The sequence below is a fragment of the Pseudomonas sp. 1D4 genome, from assembly GCF_001728925.1.
GTDB classification, from domain to species: Bacteria; Pseudomonadota; Gammaproteobacteria; order Pseudomonadales; family Pseudomonadaceae; genus Metapseudomonas; species Metapseudomonas otitidis.
Map to the genome: position 1 here is coordinate 18,640 of NZ_LXJQ01000046.1, position 22,260 is coordinate 40,899.

Genomic DNA, 22,260 nt, shown 5'->3' on the forward strand with positions numbered 1-22,260 from the left:
GGTGGCTCCTCAGTTGGCCCGTGGGGTGCGGCCGGTGAAGCGCTGCAGGACGCGGTAGATGGCGCCCAGCGCCCGGTCCATCAGCGGTACGTTGTGGTCGGGGGCGACGATGCGTGCGTTGCCGCGCTCCATGTCCTGCGCCAACTGGGTGATCGGCTTGATCGCCACGCGCTGGCCGCTGTGGTCGACGAACATGTAATTGCGGGTCGTCGGGCTGTACCAGGACAGCTTCAGTGTGCGGCTCTGGCCGTCCTCGACGAACTCGAACCAGGTGTTGAACTCCAGGCTTTCCAGCTCCTTGACCAGCGCCTGGGCACGGGCTGAGAGGGCGACTGTGCGGCGTTCGACCAGGCCGGCGTCTTCGCCCAGCATCTCGCTGAGCGGGCTTTTCGGCAGTTCCGGGTTGAGGTGTGCGGCAACCTGCGGCTGCTTGCCCTGCACGGCGTGCTGGCACGCCACCAGGTCCTGCAGCAGGCGGCGGATGCCGTCCTCGTGATAGCCGCCCAGCAGCTCCAGGCCCTTGCGCAGGTCTTCCAGCATCCCGACCCGCAGCCCCTGGAGACGTTCACGCCCACGGGCATCGAGCGGGGTACCGCTCCAGGCCAACTGATCGGCCACCTCGCAGGCGCGTCGCCATTCCTCCCCGGCGTCCCCGTGGCGCAACAGCACGAACACCAGCACATCGCTCCAGGTCTGTTCCAGGAAGTGGCGGATGATCTTCGGCAGCTCGCGGCCTTCGAGAAGGCGCGCGATGGCGTCAACCGAGCGTTGACGGGCTTCCAGCAGGCGGTCGCGGCCCTTGGCTGCCTCCACTGCGCGGCGTTCACGCAATTCGACCTTGTGGCGCAGCGTGGCGACGTACTCGTTGAACTCGTCCTGCAGGGTGTCGAACAGTTGGAGATCGCCGGCAAAGCCGTGGATCACCCGTTCCACCACCCACTGCATCTTCGCCAGCAGGCCTTTCTCCTCGCTTTCCCCGCCGTACAGCGCACCGGCCTGGGCCATGGTGTTGAGCAGACGGCGAGCCGGGTGGTGATGCTGGGTGAACAGCGCCTTGTCCTGCAGCGCCACCTTCAGATAGGGCGTGTGCAGGTGGGAGAGGGCGGTCTTGCAGGTGTCCGGCAGGCTGTCGTCGTCGAGGATGAAGTCGAACAGCATGCCGACCAGGTCGATCACGTCCGCTTCCTGTTCGGCCACCTTCTGTTGGCCCGGCTGCGTGCTGTGGCTTTCCAGTTGCTGGTGCAGGTCCGCCTTCAGGCCCTCGACCCGCTGGGGTTGCTGCAAGCGTGACGCCAGATCGTGGGCAGACTGCTGTTGCAAGCGGTTCAGCGCCTCCAGCAGGTCGGCCGCGCTGTAGGTCCGTGTTGCGCCCTGCGGGGCATAGCTGATGATGCTCGGCGTGCCCGTGAAGGTGACCCCGGCTTCCTGGTTGAGCCGGCGATGCTCCTCGAGCAGCGCCGACAAGCCGCTGTAAAGCGCACCGGGCTCCTGGGGCGGTGGTGCAGAAAGATCGGCCGGCGGCGCAGCCGGGCCGGGTGCGCTGGGGGCGGGTGATTCCGGGCGCGGAGCGGGCTCACGGGGCTGGGGCTTGGCAGGAGTGGCCTGGCGTTGCGCGGTGTACTTGAGGTTGGGCAGCACGCCAGCATCGATCAGGCGGTTGTTGAGGGCCTCGTAGAGGCCATCCAGCCCCTGCATAACCTGCTGATCGAAGAGCATATAAAGGATGGTCTTGATGCGCAGGGGGAACGGCATGTTCTGCAGCGCATCGCGGAATGACTGGGCGATGGCCTGGGGACCGAAGGGATTGCTGTCCTCGCCGAGCTTGCGGCCGTTGTTCAGCAGGGCCAGGCGCTGGTCCAGGGCGAACAGCGGCTGGGCACAACGTGCCTTGACCCTGCTGACCATGTTGGTGACCAGCAGGCTCTCTTCGTAGACCTCGTTCTGCACCAGTTCAAGGTGGTCGGCATCCAACTGGGTGACTTTCGCCTCGGGCTCGCGGCCCTCCATGAAGTCGCCGAACTGCTGGGCGATGCGCTGGTGGTAGAGGCGTTCTATTTGCGGTCGCTGTCGACGGATCTCGCGCATGCTGTCGAAGAACAGCGTCTGTACCTGGTTGTTCTCGGCTTTTTCCGCGCATTCGAAGAGCGTGTCGTCGACCTGGGCGAAGACGCCGGTCAGGTGCTCGGCAAGCTGATTCATCACCAGCTTGCGACAGCCCTGTACGAGGTCGCCGAAGCGTGGCTGGATGCCACGGTTGGCCAGCGTGGCGACTGGGCGGGGAGGGGGCGGCGTATCTTGGCGGCTCATGGGCCCTGTCGCCTGGGCCTTGCGGCCGGCGCGTCCTGCGTTATGTCGGATGAGGCACAGATATAGCAGCGGGCGCACCAACTGCAAAGCACTGAATAAAATCGCTTTTGAGGGGTTGACAGCCGATTCGCCATACGTAAAATGGCGCGCCTCTGCAGCAGCAATCTGAAAGACGAAGCCGCAGAGATTGGAAATGTGAAGTTCCGCGATAGCTCAGTCGGTAGAGCAAATGACTGTTAATCATTGGGTCCCTGGTTCGAGTCCAGGTCGCGGAGCCAACTTCCAAAACGGGGTATAGCGCAGTCCGGTAGCGCGCCTGCTTTGGGAGCAGGATGTCGGGAGTTCGAATCTCTCTACCCCGACCAATACAATTTCCGGGTCGTTAGCTCAGTCGGTAGAGCAGTTGGCTTTTAACCAATTGGTCGTAGGTTCGAATCCTACACGACCCACCATATGACGATCGCCCAGGCACCTCCTGGTCGACGACGAGAAGCCCACCTGACAGGTGGGCTTTTTCGTTTCTGGCCATTTGATCCCTGCTTGGCGGGTCACTGGCCAGACCTTTGGCGACTCTCTTCCCTTTGCTTCCGGTGCTTCCCTGCGTCCGGTTGTCGCAGTTGTTCATTCTTTTCAGGTCTGGCGACGGACGTTTTGCGTCTGATGTTTTCGCTGGCTCGCCGTTTCGCCTGCCCGCCTGGTGCTGATTCCGTGTGTGTCTGGATACGGACCTGTCATGTCTGGATCGCTGGCCGTGCTCGTTCCGAATGCCATGTCATCCACATGGTCTTTCCTCACCCCTGGGGCTGGGAAAGACTCCGCCCCACGTCAGAACGGCCCGGGACACCACCACCACCCGGCCGGGCGTGCCGGGCCCGCCCCCTGCAATCCGACCCCATCGGCCGCCCCGCGGCTGGCCGAAGGAGAAGGCTGGGCGGCCCGACGGGATAGGGATCCCCGTAGAGGTTGCGAATGTAGAGCAGTACGCAAGCGGGTATCCGGATGCCCTCTACATGACCACGTTTCATCAAGGGCACGCAGCCAGGAGAGGGAACATGAGCAACACAAGCGCCGGGGCGAAGGGCAAGGACGTCCAGATCACCAAGGAAGTAACCGTCCCACAGGACTTCGAAACGCCAGAAACCATTTCCAGGCGGAGCTCGGTCAGGCTCGCCAACATCCGCAAGGCCGGAGAATCCAAGCGCACCGCCAACGACAGCCAACTGGTCTGGTTCGACAGCGCCCAACTGGCCAGCAAGCGCCCCGACGACGGCATCTTCGTCCGCGTCATCAACTCGCTCTACACCGGCATCGTCCTCTATATGGACAACCTCGCCGAACTGCTCCCTGCCGTGCCGGCGCGCATGCATGTGGTGCTGCGCCTGCGCAACGCCACCGAACTCGAGGCCTTCCGCGAGGGCGCGGACTTCGAAGCCTTCAAGAAGGGCGCCGCCGCCCGCAACCGCTCCGTCGCCCTGAACGACGCCGAGGCCCTGGCCGAACTGGGCCAGGACGGCTTGCTCACCTGCTTCACCAGCTACGTGGACGACCGCGACAGCCTGCTCGGCGCCATCGACCAGGGGCTGCGCTTCAATTACCTGTGGATCCTCTTCCGCGACCCCACCAACATCCCCCTGGAGCTGGTGATCGCCTCGCTGCAGCCCACCTCCACCGTGCTGATGAAGGAGATCAAGGCACCCACCGACGTCGACGACGCCATCGTCTCCTACGGTGTGATGGAATACGGCGCCGAAGGCGTGATCTTCTCCCCCCGCGACCACGGCGTGATGAGCGAATTCCTCGCCCGCATGTCCCAGGCGCAGAGCTACGCCAACCTCAACATCCAGGTTGGCACCGTCATCGACAGCCGCCCCGTCGGCATGGGCTACCGCGCCTGCATCGACGCCGCCACCCTGTTCGAGCCCGACGAAGGCATGCTGGTCGGCAGCACCTCCCAGGGCGGCGTGCTCTGCTGCCCCGAGGTCTACTTCCTGCCCTACATGGAACTGCGGCCCTTCCGCGTCAACGCCGGGGCCGTGCACTCCTACGTGTTCAACACCGACAACCGCACCGACTACATGAGCGAGCTCAAGGCCGGCTCGCCGATCATGATCGTCAACTCCAAGGGCCGCGTGCGTCGCGCCGCCGTCGGCCGCATGAAGATCGAGCAGCGCCCGCTGCGCCTGATCGAAGTGGAGTTCCCCGGCAAGGAGCGGGTCAACGTCCTCATGCAGGACGACTGGCACGTGCGCATCTTCTCCGACGCCGCCAAGCCCCTGAACATTTCCGAGCTCAAGCCCGGTGACAAGGTCCTCGGCTACGTCACCGAGCCCGGGCGCCACGTCGGCATCAAGATCAACGAATCGATCATCGAGAAGTAGAGGGCGCCATGAGCTACATCAGCAGAGTTCTCCGAGAACGGCGGCTGTTGTTCCCGGCCTCGCGCCGCGGCCTGATCGTCCCCATCGACCACGGCCTGACCCTCGGACCGATTGCCGGCATGACCCAGACTGCCGACTTCGAGAAGTGGATCGGCAGCGACCACATCAGCGCCATCATTGCCCACAAGGGCCTGATCGAGCGGCTCATCCTGCGGGACATGCTCCACCCGGCCACCGGCATCATCCTCCACCTCAACGGCATGGCCAGCATCGCCCCCGAGCCCGACACCAAGATCCCCGTCGCCAGCGTCGACGCCGCGCTGGAGCTGGGGGCGGACGCGGTGTCCCTGCAGGTCAACTTCACCGAGGACAACTTCCAGCACAACGTCGCCCAGCTCGGCGCCATGACCGACGCCGCCCACGCCGCCGGCCTGCCCATCCTCACCATGCTCTACGACAAGGTGCGCGGGCTCACCGCCCAGGAGCGCCAGCGGCGCCTCAGCCACCTGGTGCGGGTGGTCGCCGAACTCGGCTCCGACGCCGTCAAGCTGGCCCTGCCGGAAACCAGCGTCGAATGCACCGAACTGGTGGAGACCCACTGCCGCGACATCCGCATCTTCTTCGCCGGCGGCGAGCGCACCGAAGACGAACGGCTGCTGGCCATGACCCGCGCCATGCTCGCCAGTGGCGCCGCCGGGCTCTGCGTCGGGCGCAACGTCTTCCAGCACCCCCGCCCCCTCGACCTGCTGCGCCGCCTGGCGGACTGCATCCGGGGCGAAACGGAATACCTCAGCCGCGCCGTGTGAATGGAATTCAACCGACGGCCGCCCCGCGGCCGTCCAGGAGAAGGTCAATGGAACACCTCGACATGCGCGCCGACGGCCGCAACGACTACATGCTGTCACCCCTCTGGACGGACCTCTTCCCCGAGGGCCTGCTCGGCCAGCTCAGGGCCAACCCCTTCCTCGTGGCCTGCCGCAACGGCGCGGTCAGCCTCGACCAGTTGCGCCACTTCCTCATCCAGCACCACTACTACTCCCAGTACTTCACCCGCTACCTGTGCGCCCTCATGGGCAGCCTGGCCGACCAGGGCGAGTTCAAGGCCCTGTCCCACAACCTCACCGAAGAGCTCTCCGGCGGCGACAGCGTCGACATCTCCCACGCCGAACTGTACCGCCGCTCCATGGACCTGATGGCCGCCGCCCCACGCAGCCGCCCGCTGCTGGACGGCACCCGCCAGCTCATCGACGCCATGTTCCGCCACTGCCGCAGCAGCGACCCGCTGGACGGCCTGGCCGCGCTCTGCCTCGGCGCCGAAGCCATCGTCCCGCTGATCTACGGCCCGGTGCTCGACGCCCTGCGCAGCCACAACGCCCCGGCCGAGGCCGAGCACTTCTTCGTCCTGCACATCGAAGAGGACGAGCAGCACGCCATCGTCATGCGCGACATCATCGACCGCATGCTCGGCGAGCGGCCCTACCTGCGCAGCCGGGTCATCGCCATCGGCGAAGAGATGGTCCACCTGCGCATGAACATGCTCGTCGAACTGGTCGGGCAGGGCAGCGGCACCGGCCAGGCCCAGGGCACCCTCACCAGCCCCGAAGCCCTCCAGGCGCTGCGCGCCGACGCCAGCCTCGGCAGCGCCAACTTCCTCGACCGCTGCCTGGCCCTGAGCACCACCGCCGACCAGCCGTTCCTGTTCCTCGACCGGCCGCTGCACCTCCTGCAGGGCGCCCCGGTCAGCGCCCTCGGCCTCAACGACCTGCAGCGCCACCGCATGGCCTTGGCCGACTGGTACCTGCAACAGGGCGTCAAGCCCGGTGACGTGGTGGCCGTCAGCGTCGAGGACGGGCTCATGCCCATGCTCCACTACCTCGCCCTCACCAGCCTCGGCGCCGCCATCTCCCTGATGAACCCGGCCATGCCCGCCGAGTTCGGCCTCGCCTACATGGCCGAGAACGGCTTCGAGCGCCTGGTCACCGACAGCGCCACCCTGGCCACCAGCGCCTTCGTCCGCCAATGGCGCAACCAGGCGCCCCAGGCCGTGCTCGACGTCAGCCTTTCGCACCTCGACCCGGCCCCGCAGTTGCCCGCCTGGTGGCCGCTGGAGCCCGAGGACTCGACCCTGGTGATGCTCAGCCACACCTCCGGCACCACCGGCCTGCCCAAGGCCGTGCGCTTCGAGCACCGGCAGTTCTTCATGGGCAAGCGCGCCCGCATCGGCCGCTTCGCCGAAGGCCCCGACGAGCGCCTGCTGACCGCCCTGCCGCAGTCCCACTCAGCGGCCATCAGCCACCTGGAGACGGCCATCCTCCACGGCATCCCCACCTACGTGCTGGGCACCCAGGACGGCCAGGCCCTGCGCGAAGCCATCCGCTACTTCCAGCCCACCACCGTGGTCGCCTTCCCGCGCAGCTACGTGCTGCTGGTGGACGGCGGCATCCACCCCGGCGAATTCCCCGGCGTGCGCCGCTGGTTCGCCATGGGTGACGCCTCCCACCAGAGCCACGTGCGCGCCATCCTCGACGGCGCCCCGCAGTCGCGCTTCATCGACGCCTTCGGCAGTTCCGAGCTGGGCATGGCCCTGTTCCGCAGCGAATCCACCCGCGAATCCCTGGCCGACCAGCGCTCCATCGGCCGCCCGGTGGACATCGCCGTTGCCAAGGTCCTCGACCCCCGCAGCGGTGAAGAAGTGAAACCCGGCGAAGTCGGCCTGCTGGCCGTGCGCTCGCCCACCGTCACCTCCGGCTACTGGAAGCAGCCGCAGAAGACCGTCGAAGCCTGGCGCGGCGGCTACTTCCTCACCGGCGATGTCGCCTACTGCCGCGACGGCGAGTTCTTCCAGATCGACCGCGCCGTGGACGTCATCGAAGCCACCGGCGGTGCCCTCTACACCCTGCAACTGGAAGAAGCCGCGCAGCAGGTGGAGGGCGTCTGCGACGTCACCGTGGTCGGCGTCGACCCCGCTCACGCCGAAGGCACCCGCGTGCTCGCCATCGTCCTGCCCGAGCGGCAGGCACTGGACCAGGCCGCCACCCTGGCCGCCCGCGTCCTGCCCGCCCTGCACCAGGCCGCCGCGCGCCGGGGCGTGACCCTGGCGGACGGCGAACTGGCCGTGGCCGTGGCCAGCGACCTCGCGTTCCTCCCCGTCGGTGCCACCGGCAAGGTCCTCAAGCGCCGCCTGCGTGGCCTGGCCGAGACCCTGCTGGCCGGCGAGCACGAACAGGCCCTGCTGCACCTGCAGCGCCAGGCCGGGGAATCCGAACGCCCGCTGGCTTCCACCGGAACCGAGCGCTGAGCGCGCGCCCACGAACAAGGACCGAACCATGACCCAGGCCACCTTCCAACCCGACGCCCTCGCCTCGGTGCGCCAGCGGCTCGCCGCCGCCCAGGCCGACCAGCAGGGCGAGTACGAATGCATGGGGCGCCGCTTCATCGTCCATGACGGCGTATTCCCGCCCACCCACTTCCAGTCCACCGGCATCTTCACCCGCCACCTGCCCTATCCCCGGGGCGGGCGCTTCCTGGAGATCGGCTGCGGGGCCGGCGTCACCGCCGTCACCGCCGCCCTCGAAGGCTGCGCCGTGGTGGTGGCCAGCGACATCAGCGCCGATGCCGTCGCCAACACCCGCGCCAACGCCAACCGGCATGGCGTCGCCGAACGCCTGTCCGTGCGCCAGGGCGACCTGTTCGACGTGCTGGAGGAGGGCGAGCGCTTCGACGTCATCTTCTGGAACTCCAACTTCGTCTTCGTCGAAGCCGACCACGTGTTCGACGCCGCCATCATGCTGGCCTTCTGCGACCCGGGGTACGCCGCGCACCGGCGATTCCTCGACGAAGCCCCGCGCCACCTCGCCCTCGGCGGCATGCTGCTGATGGGCTTCAGCAGCCAGGGCGACGGCCAGGCCCTGGAGGCCCTGCTGCGCGAGCACGGCTACGCCTCGCGGGTGATCGCCTCGGTCAGCGGCCAGGGCGACGGTGCGCCGCGCTACGACATCCTCCAGCTCCTGCCGGGTGCCCACGCACCGGCCGGGGCCTGAGCCCCACGGGAGTGATCGCCATGCACGACACCCTCAAGGCCCCGGTGGCCATCGTCGGTGGCGGCCCGGTGGGGATGATGCTCGCCCTGTTCCTGGACCGTCACGGCGTGCCGGTGGTGCTGTTCAACAGCGAGCGCACCACCCGCTGGCACCCCAAGGGCAACACCCACAACGCCCGCACCATGGAGCACTACCGGCGGCTCGGGTTGTCCGACGGCATCCGCCGGCTCGGCCTGCCCGCCGACCACCCCCGGGACGTCGCCTACTTCACCCGCCTCAACGGCTGGGAGCTGGCGCGCCTGGACATGCCCGCCGAGCGCGAGCGCCTGCAGGCGGCCCGCCAGGCCCCGGACACCGACCAGGTGCCCGAGCCCCTGCTGCGGGCCAACCAGATGTACGTCGAGCGCTTCCTGCTGGACCACCTGCGCACCCGCCCCGGCATCCAGCTGCGTTTCGGCTGGCGGGTCGACGACTTCCAGCAGGACGCCGACGGCGTCAGCCTGCATGCCGTCGACAGCGCCGGGCAGGCTGCCGACGAGCACTGGCGCGCCGACTACCTGGTGGGCTGCGACGGCGGCCACAGCTTCGTCCGCCGTCGCCTGGGCATCGGCTACATCGGCCCGGACGGCAGCACCGGCGGCTTCCTCAGCGGGCGCATGTTCTCCAGCCATGTGCGCATCCCCGACCTGCACCGGCGCCTGCTGCCGGACCGCAAGGCCTGGATGTATAACGTCGTCGCCCCGGAAGGGCGCATGCTGCTGATCAGCCTGGACGGCGCCGACGAGTTCCTGCTCATGACCCAGGCCCACAGCCACGACGAGATGCCCCAGGACGACGCAGTGATCCGCGCCATCCAGCAGGGCATCGGTGAACCCGTCGAGGTCAGCGTGCTGGCCCATGCCGTCTGGCACGGCGGCCTGGCGCTGGTGGCCGAGCGCTTTGCCGACCGCCGGGTGCTGCTCGCCGGCGACGCCACTCACCTGTTCTCGCCCACCGGCGGCTTCGGCATGAACACCGGCATCGACGGCGCCGCCAACCTCGCGTGGAAGCTCGCCGCCGCCGTGCAGGGCTGGGCCGGCGACGGGCTCCTGGCCACCTACGAGCTGGAGCGCCGCCCGGTCACCCTACGCAATACCCACGCCGCCCGCCGCCTCACCCAGCGCGTCGGCCAGGTGGACGTGCCCGCCGAGATCGAGGACCCGGGGCCCGCCGGCCAGCAGGCGCGGGCGCGCCTGGGCGAGGCGCTGCAGCAGTTCCGCGGACAGTTCGCCTCCCTCGGCGTCGAGCTGGGCGCCCGCTACGACGGCTCGCCGATCCTCTGGCCGGACGACGGCACGCCCCCCGAGGACGACCCGTTGCTCTACCGCCCCAGCACCTTGCCGGGCGGGCGCCTGCCACACCTGTGGATCGCCGACGGCAGCACCGGCCGGTGCTCGGTGTTCGACCGGCTGGGCGTCGGCTTCACCCTCTTGCGCAACGGCCCGCAGGCCCCCGAGTCCACGCGCCTGGTGGAGGCGGCGCGGGCCCGTGGCATTCCCCTGGAGGTGGTCGACCTGCCGGCCACCGCCTTCACCTTCTACGCAGTGCAGCTGCTGCTGGTCCGGCCCGACCAGCACATCGGCTGGCGCGGCGACACCCTGCCGGAGGATGCCGGCGCGTTGCTGGACCGCCTCGTCGGGCAGGGCGTGGCGGGCATCCAGGCCCCGGGCCCGGTGCTGGGCTGCGTATTCAGTGCAGTGGGCTGATCGACAACCTGATGGCATCAAGGAGGCGACATGAGTGCATTGGCAAGTGAACGAATCCGGGAACCGGCCCTTGAGGCGAGCGGACTGGAATCCGAGTACGCGGACGACGCCCAGGAGAACGCGGCGGCCTTCGCCCTGATCGAGGACGACCCCAACCCGCAGGTGGTCAACGGCGAGCCCGAAGGGGCCTCCATCCGCTTCGTGAAGACCGGCGAGACCACCCGTGGCCGCTACCTCATGGCCAAGGTGGAGATCCCCCCGGGCTCCGGCCCGCCGCTGCATGTGCACACCCGCACCGACGAGTGGTTCTACGCCCCCGACGGCGGCGTGGTGATGTTCATGGGCACCCGCACCTACACCGACCTGGACAACCCGCCGGACGTGTCCGGGCGCGACACCATCCGCATGATCCCCATGAAGAAGGGCGCCATGGTGTTCGGCCGGCGCAACCACATCCACGGCTTCGTCAACATCACCGACAAGACCGTGATGATGTGGCTGGTGTGGACCCCCGACACCCCCGAAGTGACCCTCAAGGACTACTTCGAATCCATCGCCCGGCCGATCCTCCCCGGCGTGCGCGGTGCCCGCAACAACCCCATCGTCCAGCTCAAGGCCGTCAGCGAAGCACGCGACTACGGAATGATGTTCAGCACCGACTTCTGGCAGTACGCCGAGACGGTGGAGGAGGGCGAGCCGCCCTTCGGCAAGAACCTGGATGGACTGATCCGGCTCTTCGAGTCCGGCAAACGGGACTGATCCCTCAACACGACATGGAAGAAAAGGTGAACGCATGAAAACTCTGGCGAACAAGACCGCGATCGTCACCGGTGCCAGCTCAGGCATCGGCTATGAAACCGCCAAGCTCTTCGCGGCCCAAGGCGCCCAGGTGGTGGCCGTGGCCCGCCGTGCCGACTGCCTGGACCGCCTGCTGGGCGAGATCCACGCCCTGGGCGGCAAGGCCCTGGCCCTGGTGGGCGACGTCAAGGAAGAAGCCTGCGCCCGCGAGGCCGTGGCCCTGGCCGTGGGCCAGTTCGGCGGCCTGGACATCGCCTTCAACAACGCCGGCAGCATGGGCGCCCTGGGCAGCGTGACCGACATCAGCCTGGAGGGCTGGCACGACACCCTCGACACCAACCTCACCAGCGCCTTCCTCGGTGCCCGCCACCAGATCCCCGAACTGCTCAAGCGCCCTGGCAGCTCGCTGATCTTCACCTCCTCCTTCGTCGGTCACAGCGTCGGCTTCCCCGGCATGGCCGCCTACGCCGCCAGCAAGGCCGGCCTGGTGGGCCTGACCCGCACCCTGGCGGCCGAATACGGCGCCCAGGGGCTACGGGTCAACGTGCTGATGCCCGGCGGCACCGACACCGAGATGGGCCGCGCCGCCGCCTCCACGGCGGAGCAGAAGGCCTTCGTCGAAAGCATCCATGCCCTCAAGCGCATGGCCCGCCCGGAGGAGATCGCCCAATCGGCGCTGTACCTCGCCTCCGATGCCTCCAGCTTCGTCACCGGCACCACGCTGTTCGTGGAAGGCGGCGTGACCATCACCCGCACCTGAGGCCACCCGGCCGATCCGGGCGCCGCCATCGCGGCGCCCGTCCCCCACCGCAATGGAATCCGCATCGACATGAAGACGCACAACGACATGCCCGGCGTTGCAGGCGAGGGCGAAGCGACGGCCGGTTTCGGCGCCTCCGGGCGGCGAGACTTCCTCACCCGCCTGCTGGCCCTGGGAGCCGGTGCAGCCGGCATGGGGCTGCTGCCCGCCGCCGCCCTGGCCGCCGCTGACCCAGGCCGCCCCAGCCACCGCCGGGACTACGACTACATCATCGTCGGCGCCGGGTCCGCCGGTTGCCTGCTGGCCGACCGGCTCTCCGCCACCGGCGCCTCGGTGCTGCTGCTGGAGGCCGGCAGCCACCGCATCGACCAGCCCAAGGTGCGCGAAGTCGCGCTGTGGCTGCAGAACCTCGGCAGCGACACCGACTGGGCCCGCACCAGCACCCCGCAGCCGCAGCTGGACCAGCGCGCCCAGAGCCTGGCGGCCGGGCGTATCGTCGGCGGCTCCGGCAGCATCAACGCGATGATCTGGTTGCGCGGCGACCCCCGCGACCTGCAGCGCTGGCAGCAGCTGGTCGGCGCCCCCTGGACGGTGGCGGCCCTGCAACGGGCCTACCTGGACATGGCGCAGCCCGTGGGCAGCCCCGCCGGCCAGGGCGCACCGCGCATCCGCCTCGGGCGTTTCGCCGGGGAGCACCCGCTCACCGCTGCCTACCTGGCGGCCAGCAGCGCCACCGGGCTCGGCGTGCAGACCCTCAACGACGGGCTGCCGCTGGAAGGCGCCGGCATCACCGAGGTCAACGCCACCGCCAACGGCTACCGGGTGGGGCCGGCCCAGGCGTTCCTGGTCCCGGCCCTGGCCCGGCCCAACCTCAGCGTGCTGAGCGAGGCGCTGATCACCAACCTGATCCTCCGTGGCTCGCGCTGCGAAGGCGTGCGGGTGCTGGTGGACAACCGCCTGGTATCGATCCGCGCGCGCCGCGAAACGATCCTCTGCGCCGGCACCTGCGAATCGCCCAAGCTGCTCATGCTCTCCGGCATCGGCCCGCAGCAGGCCCTGCGCGAGCAGGGCATCCCGGTGCGGCTGCATCTGCCCGCCGTGGGGCAGAACCTGCAGGACCACCTGCTGCTCAGCCTGCAGTACCGTTCGCGGCTGGCCATTCCGCCGCAGGTCTCCAACGGCGTAGCGACCATGAGTTACTACCACCACGGCAGTGGACAGCAGGCGCCGGACATCCAGGTGGCCGGTATGCAGTACCCCTTCGGCCCGGTGCCCCTGCCCAGCGGCAGCTCCTACACCGTCATCCCCTTTCTGGCCAAGCCGCGCAGCCGGGGGCGGGTGCGCCTGGCCGGGACCGACCCGCGCCAGTCCCTGCTGATCGACCCCAACTACCTGGGCGAGGCCATCGACCGCGACATCATGCTCGCCGCCCTGGACCGTGGCCTGGCCATCGGCGCCGGGGTCACCGACTACTTCGGCGGGCTCTACCCCAGCGACCCGCTGGACACCCCGGCGCAGAAGCTCGCCTTCATCGCCCGCAACGGCGGGCCCGGCCTGCACTACACCGGCACCTGCAGCGCCGGGCGCGACCCGCGCAGCAGCGTAGTGGACGGGCGCTTCCGGGTCTGGGGCGTGTCCGGCCTGCGGGTGGTGGACGCCTCGGTCATCCCCGAAATGCCGACGGTGAACATCCATGCCTCGGTGCTCACCGTGGCGCAACTGGCGGCGCGGGTGCTGGTGGCCGAGCAGCGTCACGGCCAGCGCCTCGCTGAAACCGCCTGAACCCTCACCCCATCCCGCGGAGCGCCGCTCCCTGAACTGAACCCAGGAGATCCATCATGCAGCATTCCCTGCTTTCCAAGACCGCCCTGGTCACCGGGGCCTCCCGTGGCATCGGCAAGGCCACCGCCCTGGCCCTGGGGGCCGCCGGCGCCCATGTGCTGGTGCATTGCAACCGGGGCGTGGAAGAGGCCCACGCCGTGGCCGCCGAGATCCGCGACCGGGGCGGCCGCGCCGACGTGCTGGTGGCGGACCTGGCCAGCGTGGACGGGCCGCGCATCCTCGCCGCCGAGGTGGGCGAACAGGTGCGCCGGCTCGACGTGCTGGTGGCCTGCGCCGGCATCGCCCAGACGGCCCGCCTGGAGGACACCCGTGTGGAGGACTTCGACCGGCTGTTCGCGGTCAACGTGCGGGCACCGTTCTTCCTCGTCCAGCAACTGCTGCCGCTGATGGGAGAGGGCAGCAGCGTGGTGATGGTGTCGTCCCTTGGGGCGCGCTCGGCGGTGGGCGAGATCCCCGCCTACGCCGCCACCAAGGGCGCCCTGGACACGCTGGTGCTGCACTTCGCCCAGGCCCTCGGCGGGCGCGGTATCCGCGTCAACGGGCTGGCCCCGGGCGTGGTGGACACCGAGATGTCCAGCTTCGTGCGCAGTGACGAGGGGCGGGACTTCGTGCTCGGCATCCAGGCCCTGAAGCGCGTCGCACAGCCCGAGGACATTGCCGATGTCGCGCTGTTCCTGGCCTCCGACGCCTCGCGCTGGATCACCGGCGACATCCTCAGCGTCGACGGTGGCACCAAGCTCTGACCGCCAGCCACCTCCGGGGGTAGACCATGAACGTGAAGACCGAAGTGCCCGCCGCCGGCCTCGTCACCGAGGGCGGCCCGTCGAGGAACCTCGAACTCGACCGCCTGCGTGCCATCGCCGTGCTGCTGACCTTCTACGTCCACCTGTACCAGGTGTTCTACCCCTGGACCTTCACCATGCATTACCCCAAGCCCGAGTCGGTGGCGGACCTGTTCGGCAACGCCTGGGGCGGGGTCGACCTGTTCTTCGTCATCTCCGGCTACATCATCTCGCGCACCCTGCTGGAGCAACTGGACGGGCTGCGCAGCGGCGTGCAGCGGGCGGCCTGCATCAAGGCGTTCTACGTGCGTCGGGTGTTCCGCATCCTGCCGGTGGCCTGGGTGGTGGTGGCGCTGGTGATGGCCTGCAGCCTGTTCCTCAACCAGGGCCAGTACTTCGCCCCGCCGGTGTACAACGCCCAGGCGGCGCTGGGCATCTTCACCTACACGTTCAACTTCTGGCTGCCGGACAACAAGATCGCCGGCGGGGTGCCGCTGGCGCCGTACTGGAGCCTGTCGGTGGAGGAGCAGTTCTACCTGTTCTACCCGCTGTTCCTGATCCTGCTGAAGAGCACCCGCGCACGGGTGCTGGCGTTGGTGGGCGCACTGCTGCTGGTGAGCCTGGTGCTGCGGCCTTTCAGCCTGTCCGATCCGATGAAGGTGTTCTTCTTCACCCAGACCCGTTGCGACGGGCTGATCTACGGCTGTCTGCTGTACCTGGCCAGCACCCAGCCGTGGTTCGCCGCCCTGCGTGTGCGGGCCGGCCGCCATCGCTACGCCGGGGCGCTGCTGGCCACGGTGCTGGCGCTGGTGCTGGCCAGTGTCACCGCCATCGGCTTCGGCAACGTGCTGGCGGTGCCGGTGGTCTGCGCACTGTCCCTGGCGCTGGTGTTCATGGCGGCGTGCGAGGGCGGCCTGCTGGTGTTCCCGCAGCCGCTGCAGGCACTGCTGGACTACCTGGGCAAGCGCTCCTACACCCTGTACCTGGTGCACATCCCGATGTTCTTCCTGACCCTGGAGCTGATGCACCGCTACACCCGCAGCGAAGGCATCGCCATCACCGACGCGCTCTGGCCGCAGTACACGGCGCTGATGCTGGTGCTGGTGTTTGGCGCCACCGAGCTGATCCACCGCACCGTGGAGCGACCGATGATCGCCCTGAGCAAGCGCATCGCCGAACGCAGCCGCACCGCCGAAGCCGCAACGCCCCAGGCCCTGGCACCCACCCCGACGCCCTGAGCCCCGCGCGTTTGTGTAGGAGCGAGCTCTGCTCGCGAACGGTCGCCCTGGCTGGCTCCGTAGCCCGGACTTCAGTCCGGGTTCTGTGCCTGACCTCCCCGGGCTGAAGCCCGGGCTACGAGTGGTGGCCATTGGTGGGCTGAAGCCCACCCTACGGGGGTACGCCAACCCCCTGTGGGAGCGATCGCCGCTCGCGACGGCTGTTCAGGCTGGCTCCGTAGTCCGGACTTCAGTCCGGGTTCTGTGCCCGTGCACCCCGGGCTGAAGCCCGGGCTACGAACTGAAGCCCACCCTACGGGGGAGGCGCCAGCTCGCCGGCCTTCCACGCCCGGTACCGTTCGGGCATGCACACGGCGCAGGGCCGGTAGCCGGCGCTCAATGCGGTGGCTTCGTCGAGGAAGAACACCCGTTGTGCCACGTAGCCGCCCCGGGCCAGTGCCTGCAGGGCGCTGCGGCAATCCAGCCGGCCGTAGAGGCGGTTGCGGCGGTGCCCGCCGAGGGTGCCGGGCACCGGGCTGAGGCAGGGGCGGCCGTCGGCGCCGATCAGGCGCCAGGCCCTGGGTTCGCCCGTTTCAGTCGTCATGGCGGCCCTGGAAGCTCACTTCCAGGCCGACCCGCACGCCGCTGCGCACCCGGCCGATGCCGTGGCGCAACTGGGCGCCGTAGAGCTGCCCCTGGTTGTTGCGCACGGGGCGGCGCTGGTTGCACAGCAGCACGCCATCGCCACGGGCCAGGGGCACCACCCAGGGCCGCGACTGCATGCGCGGCCGCTGCTCGGTGAGTACCAGCTCGCCGCCGCTGAAGTCCTGCGGGTCGGAGAGCAGCACCAGCAACCGCACCGGCAGCAGCGCCGGGTCGTCCTCGCCCGGGTGCAGGGTCATGAAGTCATCGGGGCCGAGGCGGGTCAGGTGGGCGCAGTGCACCTGGCCGTGAGCGGCGTGCTGTTCGGGCTGGCCGAACGCCTGGCACCAGCGGTTGGCGATGGCGGCGAGCGGGGCGTGGAAGCTGTTCCAGTGGCCGTGGGGCAGGCCGGCGCGCAGGCCTTCGCCCTGGCCCAGGCCGAGGGTTTCCAGGCGCTCCCGCGGGCCCTGGGCCAGGCGCTCCCCCAGCCGCCGCGCGGCCTCGGGGTCGAGCAGGCCGGGCAGGGGCGCGTGGCCGTGTTCGTCCAGGGCCTGGGCGATGGCGGCCCAGTCCTGGGGCAGGTTCAGAGCGCAGGCTGTTTCAGGCATGGCGCTGTGCTCGTCGGGTGGCTGGGCTGGCTTTCACGTTGCAGCAGTTCGCGCTTGCGCTCGACGCCCCAGCGGTAGCCGGAGAGGTCGCCATTGCGGCGCACCACGCGGTGGCAGGGGATGGCCACGGCGATGTGGTTGGCGCCGCAGGCCTGGGCCACGGCCCGCACGGCCTTGGGCGCGCCGATGCGTTCGGCGATCTCGGTGTAGCTGGCGGTGGCCCCCGGCGGGATTTCCCGCAGGGCCTGCCAGACCCGTTGCTGGAAGGCGGTGCCGCGCACGTCCAGCGGCAGGTCGAGGCCCAGGGACGGGGCTTCGACGAAGCCCACCACCTGAGCCACCAGGCGTTCGAAGCCGGCGTCGCCGCCCACCAGTTGGGCCTTGGGGAACTGGTCCTGCAGGTCGCGGACCAGGGCGTCCGGGTCGTCGCCCAGGAGGATGGCACAAACACCCCGCTGGCTCTGGGCGACGAGGATGGAGCCGAGGGAGCACTGGCCGACGGCGAAGTGGATGGAGGCGCCGGTGCCGCCGTCGCGGTACTCACTGGCGCGCATCCCCAGCAATTGGTCGGCGGTTTCGTAGAAGCGGCTGTTGGAGTTGAAGCCGGCTCCGTAGATGGCGTCGGTCACCGTGGTGCCCTGTTCACTCAGTTCCCGGCGCAGGCGCTGGGCACGGTAGGCCGAGGCGTAGGCCTTGGGGGTGAGTCCGGTCTCGGTCTTGAACAGCTTGTGGAAGTGCGAGGGGCTCATGCCCGCGCTTGCCGCCAACTGGTGGAGGTTGGGCGGCGAGTCGGCGGCCTCGATGGTGCGGCAGGCCTCGGCGATCACGGCGGTGCGGTGGGCAGCGGCTGCGGTGCGGTCGCCGGCCTGGCGGCGGCTGGCGCGGTAGCCGGCGGCTTCGGCGGCTTCGGGGGTGTCGAAGAATTCGACGTTACGGCGATTGGGCAGGCGCGCGGAGGAGCTGGGGCGGCAGTACACGCCTGTGGTTCGCACGGCGTAGACGAACTGGCCGTCGGCGGCCGGGTCGCGTGCCTGGACGGCGGCCCAGCGCTGGTCATCCGTGAGGTAGCGCGGGGCGGTGGAAAGGGTCCTGCTCATGGCATTCATCCAAAAGGGCCTGTTGACGGTTGCAGGTTAACGGGGTTGGTGACGGTGAAAACTCCGGTTCTTGCGATCGAATTCACGCTGTGGGCGGCATTCTCCACAGGTACCAGGCGGCGACGGTACGCCAGGGGCTCCAGGCCTGGCCGAGCTGGCGCATGCGGGCGGCGCTGGGGGCCTCGTCCAGGCCCTTGAGGCGGCGGTAGCCCTCGCGCACGCCAAAGTCGTCGGCGGGGAGGATGTCGCGGCGCTCAAGGGTATAGATGAGGAACATCTCCACCGTCCAGCGCCCGACGCCGTGCAGGGGCGTGAGGCGCGCCAGCAGGGCGTCGTCATCCAGGCTGAGGGCTTCGTCGCGGCCGGGCACCTGGCCGTCGACGGTCGCCTGGGCGATGCCCAGCAGGGTCTGCAGCTTGCGTGCGGAGAAGCCGCAGGCGCGCAGCCGCTCGGGTTCGGTGGCCAGCAGTTCGCTCGGGGTGGGGAAGCGCCCGCCGGGGTACAGCGCCAGCAGCCGGGCGAGGATGGCGTCGCCCGCGCGGGCATGCAGTTGCTGGTAGGCCACGGCGCGAACCAGGGCCTCGTAGGGTTCGCGCTGGGGGTGGGGCTGATGCCGGCAGGGGCCGATGGCCTCGATGTGCCGCGCCCAGTCGGCGTCCTGGGCAGCGAGGAAGCGGCTGGCATCGGTGAAGGCCGGTGGGGTCAGCGTCAGCGCCATGCTCAGAACCCCGGCAGGCTGGCGGTACGCGGCGCGGCGGCGAGGGGCCGCAGGGCGCGCTCGTGCTCCAGCAGCCAGTGCTTGCGCTCAAGGCCCCAGGCGTAGCCGCGCAGCTCGCCGTTGCTGGCCACCACGCGGTGGCAGGGGATCAGCACGGCGATGGGGTTGGCGGCGTTGGCAGCACCCACTTCGATGGCGGCGCGTGGGTCGTTCAGCCCCAGCTGGCGGGCGACTTCGCCGTAGCTGCGGGTGCTGCCGGGCGGGATCTGCCGCAGGGCGTCCCAGACCTTGCGCTGGAAGGGCGTGCCGTCGGGCTCCAGCACCAGGCGGTCGATGGCGCCCAGGTCGCCCTGGAAGTAGCCGCGCAGGGCGTCGGCGATCCTGCGTGGCAGCGGGGTGTCCTGCAGGCGGTAGTCTCCGAAGCGCTGGCGCAGGTTGCGCAGCAGCGCCAGGCGGTAATCGCCGAAGCCGAGGGCGCGGATGCGCTGTTCGGTGTCGGTGACCACCAGCAGGCTGCCCAGCGGGGACTCGAGGGCGCTCAGCAACAGGTTCATGGGGTGGTTCTCCTTGTCATGGACGGTGTTCCTTGTGGCGGGGTTCAGCGCAGCCGGACCACGCCGTGGCGTTGCAAGAGGTAGACCTCGCCGCTGGCGAGGTGCAGTTCGGTCCGCCCCGTTTCGTGGGTGCGCCACCAGGCCTGGCGGGCATCCACCATGGCCTGGAAGGCATCCAGCACCTGGCGCCTGGCCTGTTCCGCCGCGTCGTGGGCCGCTGGTGGTTCGCCGAGGTGGGCGGCCGCTGCGGCAGGAATGTCGGTGAGGTCGGGCACGAAGGGGCTCTCGTGGCTGGCAAGGCGCCGTCAGCCGGCGCGGCGGAAGGTGAAGTTCAGGCGCTGCTCGCCCAGGCTCGGGTGCGGCGGCCCCTTGAGTGGGGCCACGCCGTGAAAACGCAGGCGGTCCTGGCCACCCCACACGGCCGCGTCGCCGTGGTGCAGGAGGAAGCGCCGGACCGGGTCGTTGCGGCGCTGCCCGCCGAACAGGAAGGTGGCGCTCATGCCGAGGGAGACGGATACCACGGGGGCGTCGAAGCCACGTTCGTTGCGGTCCTGGTGCAGGCTCAGGCGGGCGCCGGGCTGGTAGCGGTTGAGCAGGCAGGCGTCGGCGTCGAAGTTCGGGAAGCCAGCGGCTTCGGCCGCCTGGCGGGCCAGTTGGCGGAAGCGTTCCGGCATGGCCGGCCAGGGGGCGCCGCTGTCCGGGTCGGTGGGGCTGTAGCGGTAGCCGCGGCGGTCGGTGGTCCAGCCCAGGGCGCCGCAGTTGGTCAGCGCGACGGACATGCGGAAGCCGCCGGGGGTGAGCATGTGGCGGAACGGTGCCTGGGCCTGCAGCTGGAGGATCTGCCGCAGCAGTTCGTCGGCCTGGTCCAGGGCGAAGCCGCGCAGGATCACGGCCTGCTCGGCCATGGCTTCGCGCTGGCCGCCGGCAGGGGCGGCGAAGAGGTCGGGGGTCATGGGCGCTCCTCAGGTGGCGTCATGGAAGATCAGCCCAAGGGTGTGGCGCTGGCCGCTGCGCACCAGGCTGACACCGTGGCGCATGGCGGCGCGGCGGAAGCCGCTGCGCTTGCCGGGCACGGGGCGCAGGTCCACCGGGAAGATCACCGCGTCGCCCTGGCGCAGGGGCACCACGTCGGCGCGCTGGGTGCCGGCCAGGTGCTCGGTGAGGACGAACTCGCCGCCGGTGAAGTCGCGCCCGGGCTCGGAGAGCAGGATGGCGATCTGCAGCGGGAAGTGGTGCTCGCCGTAGAGGTCCTGGTGCAGGCGGTTGTAGTCGCCCGCGCCGTAGCGCAGCAGCAGCGGGGTGGGGCGTGTCTGCCCGGCCCGGTGGCAGCGCATGAGGAAGGCATCCAGGGCCTCGGGGTAGCGCGTCTCCAGGCCGAGGCGGGCCTGCCAGCGGTTGGCGATCCGTGCCAGCGGCGGGAACAGTCGGTGGCGCAGGGTCGTGAGCAGGGCAGGCAGGGGGTAGGCGAAGTACTTGTACTCACCCTGGCCGAAGCTGTGCCGGGCCATGACGATGCGCGAGCGGAAGGTGCGTGCGTCCGGGTAGAGCGCGGCCAGGTGGGCGCAGGCGTCGGCGTCCAGCAGCTGCTCGATGCAGGCGTGGCCGTGGTGGTCCAATTGCGCTTCCAGTTGGGGCCAGTCCAGGGCATCGAGCCGGTCGAGGAGGGCGGTGGGGGTGAGGTCCGGCGCCGCCGGGCATGAGAGCACGGCACTCATGATACGGACAGGCTGCCGTGGGCCTGGGGCAGGCCCATGGGCCGCAGGCGGGTGAGCGGTGCCAGGGGCCGCAGGCTGTCGAACAGGCCTTGGGGGCTGGGCTCTTCGGTGCGCCGGCAGGTCTGCGCGACCCGTTCGAGGAAGCGCGAGAGGTGGGCGCTGGGTTCGCCTGCCGGGCGCAGCAGGTAGGTGGCCAGTTCGGAGTCGGGCAACGACAGGGCACGGGTGACGATCTCGCTGCCGGCCAGGTCGCTGCGCTCGGTGCCGCTCACCAGGGCGACGCCATAGCCGGCGGCGACCAGGGCCTGCATGGTCTCGCGGGAGATGTACTGCTCGGCGATATCGAGGCGGGCGGCTTCATCCTCGCTGAGGTGGGCGCGGAGCAGCCGGCTGATCTGCTGGAACTGCCCTTCGTGGACTTCGCTGTGGCTGAGGATGAGCGGGTGGCGGATCAGCTCCTGCAGCGGGATGCGCCGGTGCGAGAGCAACGGGTGGCGGGCCGGCAGGGCGGCGACCAGCGGGTCGCTCCAGACGCGCTGGGCCTGCAGGCCGCTGCCGGCGGCGTCGATGCGGGCGAAGCCGAGGTCGTAGTGGTGCTCCAGCAGCCCTTTCACCTGCTGGGCGTAGCTGACTTCGAACAGGCGGATGCCCAGTTCCGGCTCCTCCTGCCGACAGCGGGCGAGCAGGTCGGCCAGGCGGTTCGGGGCGATGCCGTCGGACACGGCGATGCGCAGGGTGCCGCGAAAGCCGAGGGCGACGCCGCGCATGTCCATGCGGGCCTGTTCAAGGGCGGCGAAGATGCGCTTGGCGTTATCGAGGAACACGCTGCCGGCCCAGGTGAGCTGCACGCCCCGGGGGTTGCGCTCGAACAGTTGGATGCCGAGCTCGGACTCCAGTTCCTTGATGGCCCGGGACAGCGGGGATTGCTCGATGTGGAGGCGGGCGGCGGCGCGGGTGAAGTTCAGTTCCTCGGCCACGGCGAGAAAATAGCGAAGATGACGTAGTTCCATGTGTGTTTCGTCTCCTGTCTGTCATCGACTCTGCGTTCTTCAGGGCT

General features: G+C 69.6%; 20 protein-coding genes and 3 tRNA genes. 13 read left to right on the top strand and 10 right to left on the bottom strand.

What is annotated here, in order from left to right; all coding sequences use genetic code 11:
* Positions 1–9 precede the first annotated feature (9 nt).
* Positions 10–2,307 carry a DUF1631 domain-containing protein gene (locus tag A7D27_RS20645; protein WP_069559839.1) on the bottom strand — a complete coding sequence of 766 codons (2,298 nt, stop codon included), beginning with the start codon at positions 2,305–2,307 and terminating at the stop codon, positions 10–12.
* A 202-nt stretch (positions 2,308–2,509) separates the two neighbouring features.
* Here A7D27_RS20645 and A7D27_RS20650 point away from each other — a divergent pair.
* The 13 genes from A7D27_RS20650 to A7D27_RS20710 all read left to right on the top strand — a co-directional run bounded on the left by A7D27_RS20650 (position 2,510) and on the right by A7D27_RS20710 (position 15,890).
* A tRNA-Asn gene (locus A7D27_RS20650) sits at positions 2,510–2,585 on the top strand.
* A 10-nt stretch (positions 2,586–2,595) separates the two neighbouring features.
* Positions 2,596–2,672 (top strand) — tRNA-Pro (locus tag A7D27_RS20655).
* A gap of 11 nt (positions 2,673–2,683) precedes the next feature.
* Positions 2,684–2,759 (top strand) — tRNA-Lys (locus A7D27_RS20660).
* Between the two features lie 600 nt (positions 2,760–3,359).
* Positions 3,360–4,685 carry a 3-dehydroquinate synthase II gene (locus tag A7D27_RS20665; protein WP_083265722.1) on the top strand — a complete coding sequence of 442 codons (1,326 nt, stop codon included), beginning with the start codon at positions 3,360–3,362 and terminating at the stop codon, positions 4,683–4,685.
* Positions 4,686–4,693: 8 nt separating this feature from the next.
* Positions 4,694–5,491, top strand: a complete 798-nt coding sequence (locus A7D27_RS20670) for a class I fructose-bisphosphate aldolase (protein ID WP_044403758.1) — start codon at positions 4,694–4,696, stop codon at positions 5,489–5,491.
* Positions 5,492–5,538: 47 nt separating this feature from the next.
* Positions 5,539–7,983 carry an AMP-binding protein gene (locus A7D27_RS20675; RefSeq protein ID WP_069559838.1) on the top strand — a complete coding sequence of 815 codons (2,445 nt, stop codon included), beginning with the start codon at positions 5,539–5,541 and terminating at the stop codon, positions 7,981–7,983.
* A gap of 28 nt (positions 7,984–8,011) precedes the next feature.
* Positions 8,012–8,725: a class I SAM-dependent methyltransferase gene (locus A7D27_RS20680; protein ID WP_069559837.1), complete on the top strand. Its 714-nt coding sequence runs from the start codon at positions 8,012–8,014 to the stop codon at positions 8,723–8,725.
* A 20-nt stretch (positions 8,726–8,745) separates the two neighbouring features.
* Positions 8,746–10,470, top strand: a complete 1,725-nt coding sequence (locus tag A7D27_RS20685; protein WP_069559836.1) for an FAD-dependent monooxygenase — start codon at positions 8,746–8,748, stop codon at positions 10,468–10,470.
* A 30-nt stretch (positions 10,471–10,500) separates the two neighbouring features.
* The gene (locus A7D27_RS20690; protein ID WP_044403762.1) at positions 10,501–11,229 is read left to right on the top strand and encodes a cupin domain-containing protein; all 729 of its coding nucleotides are present in this window, start codon (positions 10,501–10,503) and stop codon (positions 11,227–11,229) included.
* 34 nt (positions 11,230–11,263) lie between these two features.
* The gene (locus A7D27_RS20695) at positions 11,264–12,028 is read left to right on the top strand and encodes an SDR family oxidoreductase (RefSeq protein ID WP_069559835.1); all 765 of its coding nucleotides are present in this window, start codon (positions 11,264–11,266) and stop codon (positions 12,026–12,028) included.
* A gap of 69 nt (positions 12,029–12,097) precedes the next feature.
* A complete protein-coding gene (locus tag A7D27_RS20700) occupies positions 12,098–13,810 on the top strand; it encodes a GMC family oxidoreductase (RefSeq protein WP_069559834.1) in 1,713 nt (570 codons plus the stop codon).
* 56 nt (positions 13,811–13,866) lie between these two features.
* Complete coding sequence (locus A7D27_RS20705; protein WP_069565942.1) at positions 13,867–14,613, top strand: SDR family NAD(P)-dependent oxidoreductase; 747 nt, start codon at positions 13,867–13,869, stop codon at positions 14,611–14,613.
* A gap of 26 nt (positions 14,614–14,639) precedes the next feature.
* A complete protein-coding gene (locus A7D27_RS20710; protein ID WP_069565943.1) occupies positions 14,640–15,890 on the top strand; it encodes an acyltransferase in 1,251 nt (416 codons plus the stop codon).
* A 292-nt stretch (positions 15,891–16,182) separates the two neighbouring features.
* On the opposite strand, the gene A7D27_RS20715 is transcribed toward A7D27_RS20710, so the two are convergent.
* From A7D27_RS20715 to A7D27_RS20755, 9 genes are all read right to left on the bottom strand, one after another.
* Entirely contained in the window at positions 16,183–16,473 is a 291-nt protein-coding gene (locus tag A7D27_RS20715) for an Ada metal-binding domain-containing protein (protein ID WP_069559831.1), read from the bottom strand.
* Complete coding sequence (locus A7D27_RS20720) at positions 16,463–17,119, bottom strand: 2OG-Fe(II) oxygenase (RefSeq protein ID WP_069559917.1); 657 nt, start codon at positions 17,117–17,119, stop codon at positions 16,463–16,465. Before A7D27_RS20720 ends, A7D27_RS20715 begins: the two co-directional genes overlap by 11 nt.
* Positions 17,095–18,216, bottom strand: a complete 1,122-nt coding sequence (ada, locus tag A7D27_RS20725; protein WP_069559830.1) for a bifunctional DNA-binding transcriptional regulator/O6-methylguanine-DNA methyltransferase Ada — start codon at positions 18,214–18,216, stop codon at positions 17,095–17,097. The genes A7D27_RS20720 and ada overlap by 25 nt, the downstream gene beginning before the upstream one ends.
* Before the next feature lie 82 nt (positions 18,217–18,298).
* On the bottom strand, positions 18,299–18,934 hold the full coding sequence (locus A7D27_RS20730; RefSeq protein WP_069559829.1) for a DNA-3-methyladenine glycosylase: 636 nt from the start codon (positions 18,932–18,934) through the stop codon (positions 18,299–18,301).
* A gap of 2 nt (positions 18,935–18,936) precedes the next feature.
* The gene (locus A7D27_RS20735; RefSeq protein WP_069565944.1) at positions 18,937–19,488 is read right to left on the bottom strand and encodes a methylated-DNA--[protein]-cysteine S-methyltransferase; all 552 of its coding nucleotides are present in this window, start codon (positions 19,486–19,488) and stop codon (positions 18,937–18,939) included.
* Positions 19,489–19,532: 44 nt separating this feature from the next.
* Positions 19,533–19,763 carry a hypothetical protein gene (locus A7D27_RS20740; RefSeq protein ID WP_069559827.1) on the bottom strand — a complete coding sequence of 77 codons (231 nt, stop codon included), beginning with the start codon at positions 19,761–19,763 and terminating at the stop codon, positions 19,533–19,535.
* Positions 19,764–19,793: 30 nt separating this feature from the next.
* On the bottom strand, positions 19,794–20,441 hold the full coding sequence (gene alkB / locus A7D27_RS20745) for a DNA oxidative demethylase AlkB (RefSeq protein WP_069565945.1): 648 nt from the start codon (positions 20,439–20,441) through the stop codon (positions 19,794–19,796).
* 9 nt (positions 20,442–20,450) lie between these two features.
* Positions 20,451–21,203 (bottom strand): 2OG-Fe(II) oxygenase, encoded by a 753-nt coding sequence (locus A7D27_RS20750; protein ID WP_069559825.1) that lies wholly within the window; start codon positions 21,201–21,203, stop codon positions 20,451–20,453.
* On the bottom strand, positions 21,200–22,213 hold the full coding sequence (locus A7D27_RS20755) for a LysR family transcriptional regulator (protein WP_069559824.1): 1,014 nt from the start codon (positions 22,211–22,213) through the stop codon (positions 21,200–21,202). Before A7D27_RS20755 ends, A7D27_RS20750 begins: the two co-directional genes overlap by 4 nt.
* Positions 22,214–22,260 lie beyond the last annotated feature (47 nt).

Coding starts and splice junctions, on each gene's coding strand:
- A7D27_RS20645 (WP_069559839.1), bottom strand. CDS start 2,307: ATGAGCCGCCAAGATACGCCGCCCCCTCCCCGCCCAGTCGCCACGCTG.
- A7D27_RS20665 (WP_083265722.1), top strand. CDS start 3,360: ATGAGCAACACAAGCGCCGGGGCGAAGGGCAAGGACGTCCAGATCACC.
- A7D27_RS20670 (WP_044403758.1), top strand. CDS start 4,694: ATGAGCTACATCAGCAGAGTTCTCCGAGAACGGCGGCTGTTGTTCCCG.
- A7D27_RS20675 (WP_069559838.1), top strand. CDS start 5,539: ATGGAACACCTCGACATGCGCGCCGACGGCCGCAACGACTACATGCTG.
- A7D27_RS20680 (WP_069559837.1), top strand. CDS start 8,012: ATGACCCAGGCCACCTTCCAACCCGACGCCCTCGCCTCGGTGCGCCAG.
- A7D27_RS20685 (WP_069559836.1), top strand. CDS start 8,746: ATGCACGACACCCTCAAGGCCCCGGTGGCCATCGTCGGTGGCGGCCCG.
- A7D27_RS20690 (WP_044403762.1), top strand. CDS start 10,501: ATGAGTGCATTGGCAAGTGAACGAATCCGGGAACCGGCCCTTGAGGCG.
- A7D27_RS20695 (WP_069559835.1), top strand. CDS start 11,264: ATGAAAACTCTGGCGAACAAGACCGCGATCGTCACCGGTGCCAGCTCA.
- A7D27_RS20700 (WP_069559834.1), top strand. CDS start 12,098: ATGAAGACGCACAACGACATGCCCGGCGTTGCAGGCGAGGGCGAAGCG.
- A7D27_RS20705 (WP_069565942.1), top strand. CDS start 13,867: ATGCAGCATTCCCTGCTTTCCAAGACCGCCCTGGTCACCGGGGCCTCC.
- A7D27_RS20710 (WP_069565943.1), top strand. CDS start 14,640: ATGAACGTGAAGACCGAAGTGCCCGCCGCCGGCCTCGTCACCGAGGGC.
- A7D27_RS20715 (WP_069559831.1), bottom strand. CDS start 16,473: ATGACGACTGAAACGGGCGAACCCAGGGCCTGGCGCCTGATCGGCGCC.
- A7D27_RS20720 (WP_069559917.1), bottom strand. CDS start 17,119: ATGCCTGAAACAGCCTGCGCTCTGAACCTGCCCCAGGACTGGGCCGCC.
- ada (WP_069559830.1), bottom strand. CDS start 18,216: ATGAGCAGGACCCTTTCCACCGCCCCGCGCTACCTCACGGATGACCAG.
- A7D27_RS20730 (WP_069559829.1), bottom strand. CDS start 18,934: ATGGCGCTGACGCTGACCCCACCGGCCTTCACCGATGCCAGCCGCTTC.
- A7D27_RS20735 (WP_069565944.1), bottom strand. CDS start 19,488: ATGAACCTGTTGCTGAGCGCCCTCGAGTCCCCGCTGGGCAGCCTGCTG.
- alkB (WP_069565945.1), bottom strand. CDS start 20,441: ATGACCCCCGACCTCTTCGCCGCCCCTGCCGGCGGCCAGCGCGAAGCC.
- A7D27_RS20750 (WP_069559825.1), bottom strand. CDS start 21,203: ATGAGTGCCGTGCTCTCATGCCCGGCGGCGCCGGACCTCACCCCCACC.
- A7D27_RS20755 (WP_069559824.1), bottom strand. CDS start 22,213: ATGGAACTACGTCATCTTCGCTATTTTCTCGCCGTGGCCGAGGAACTG.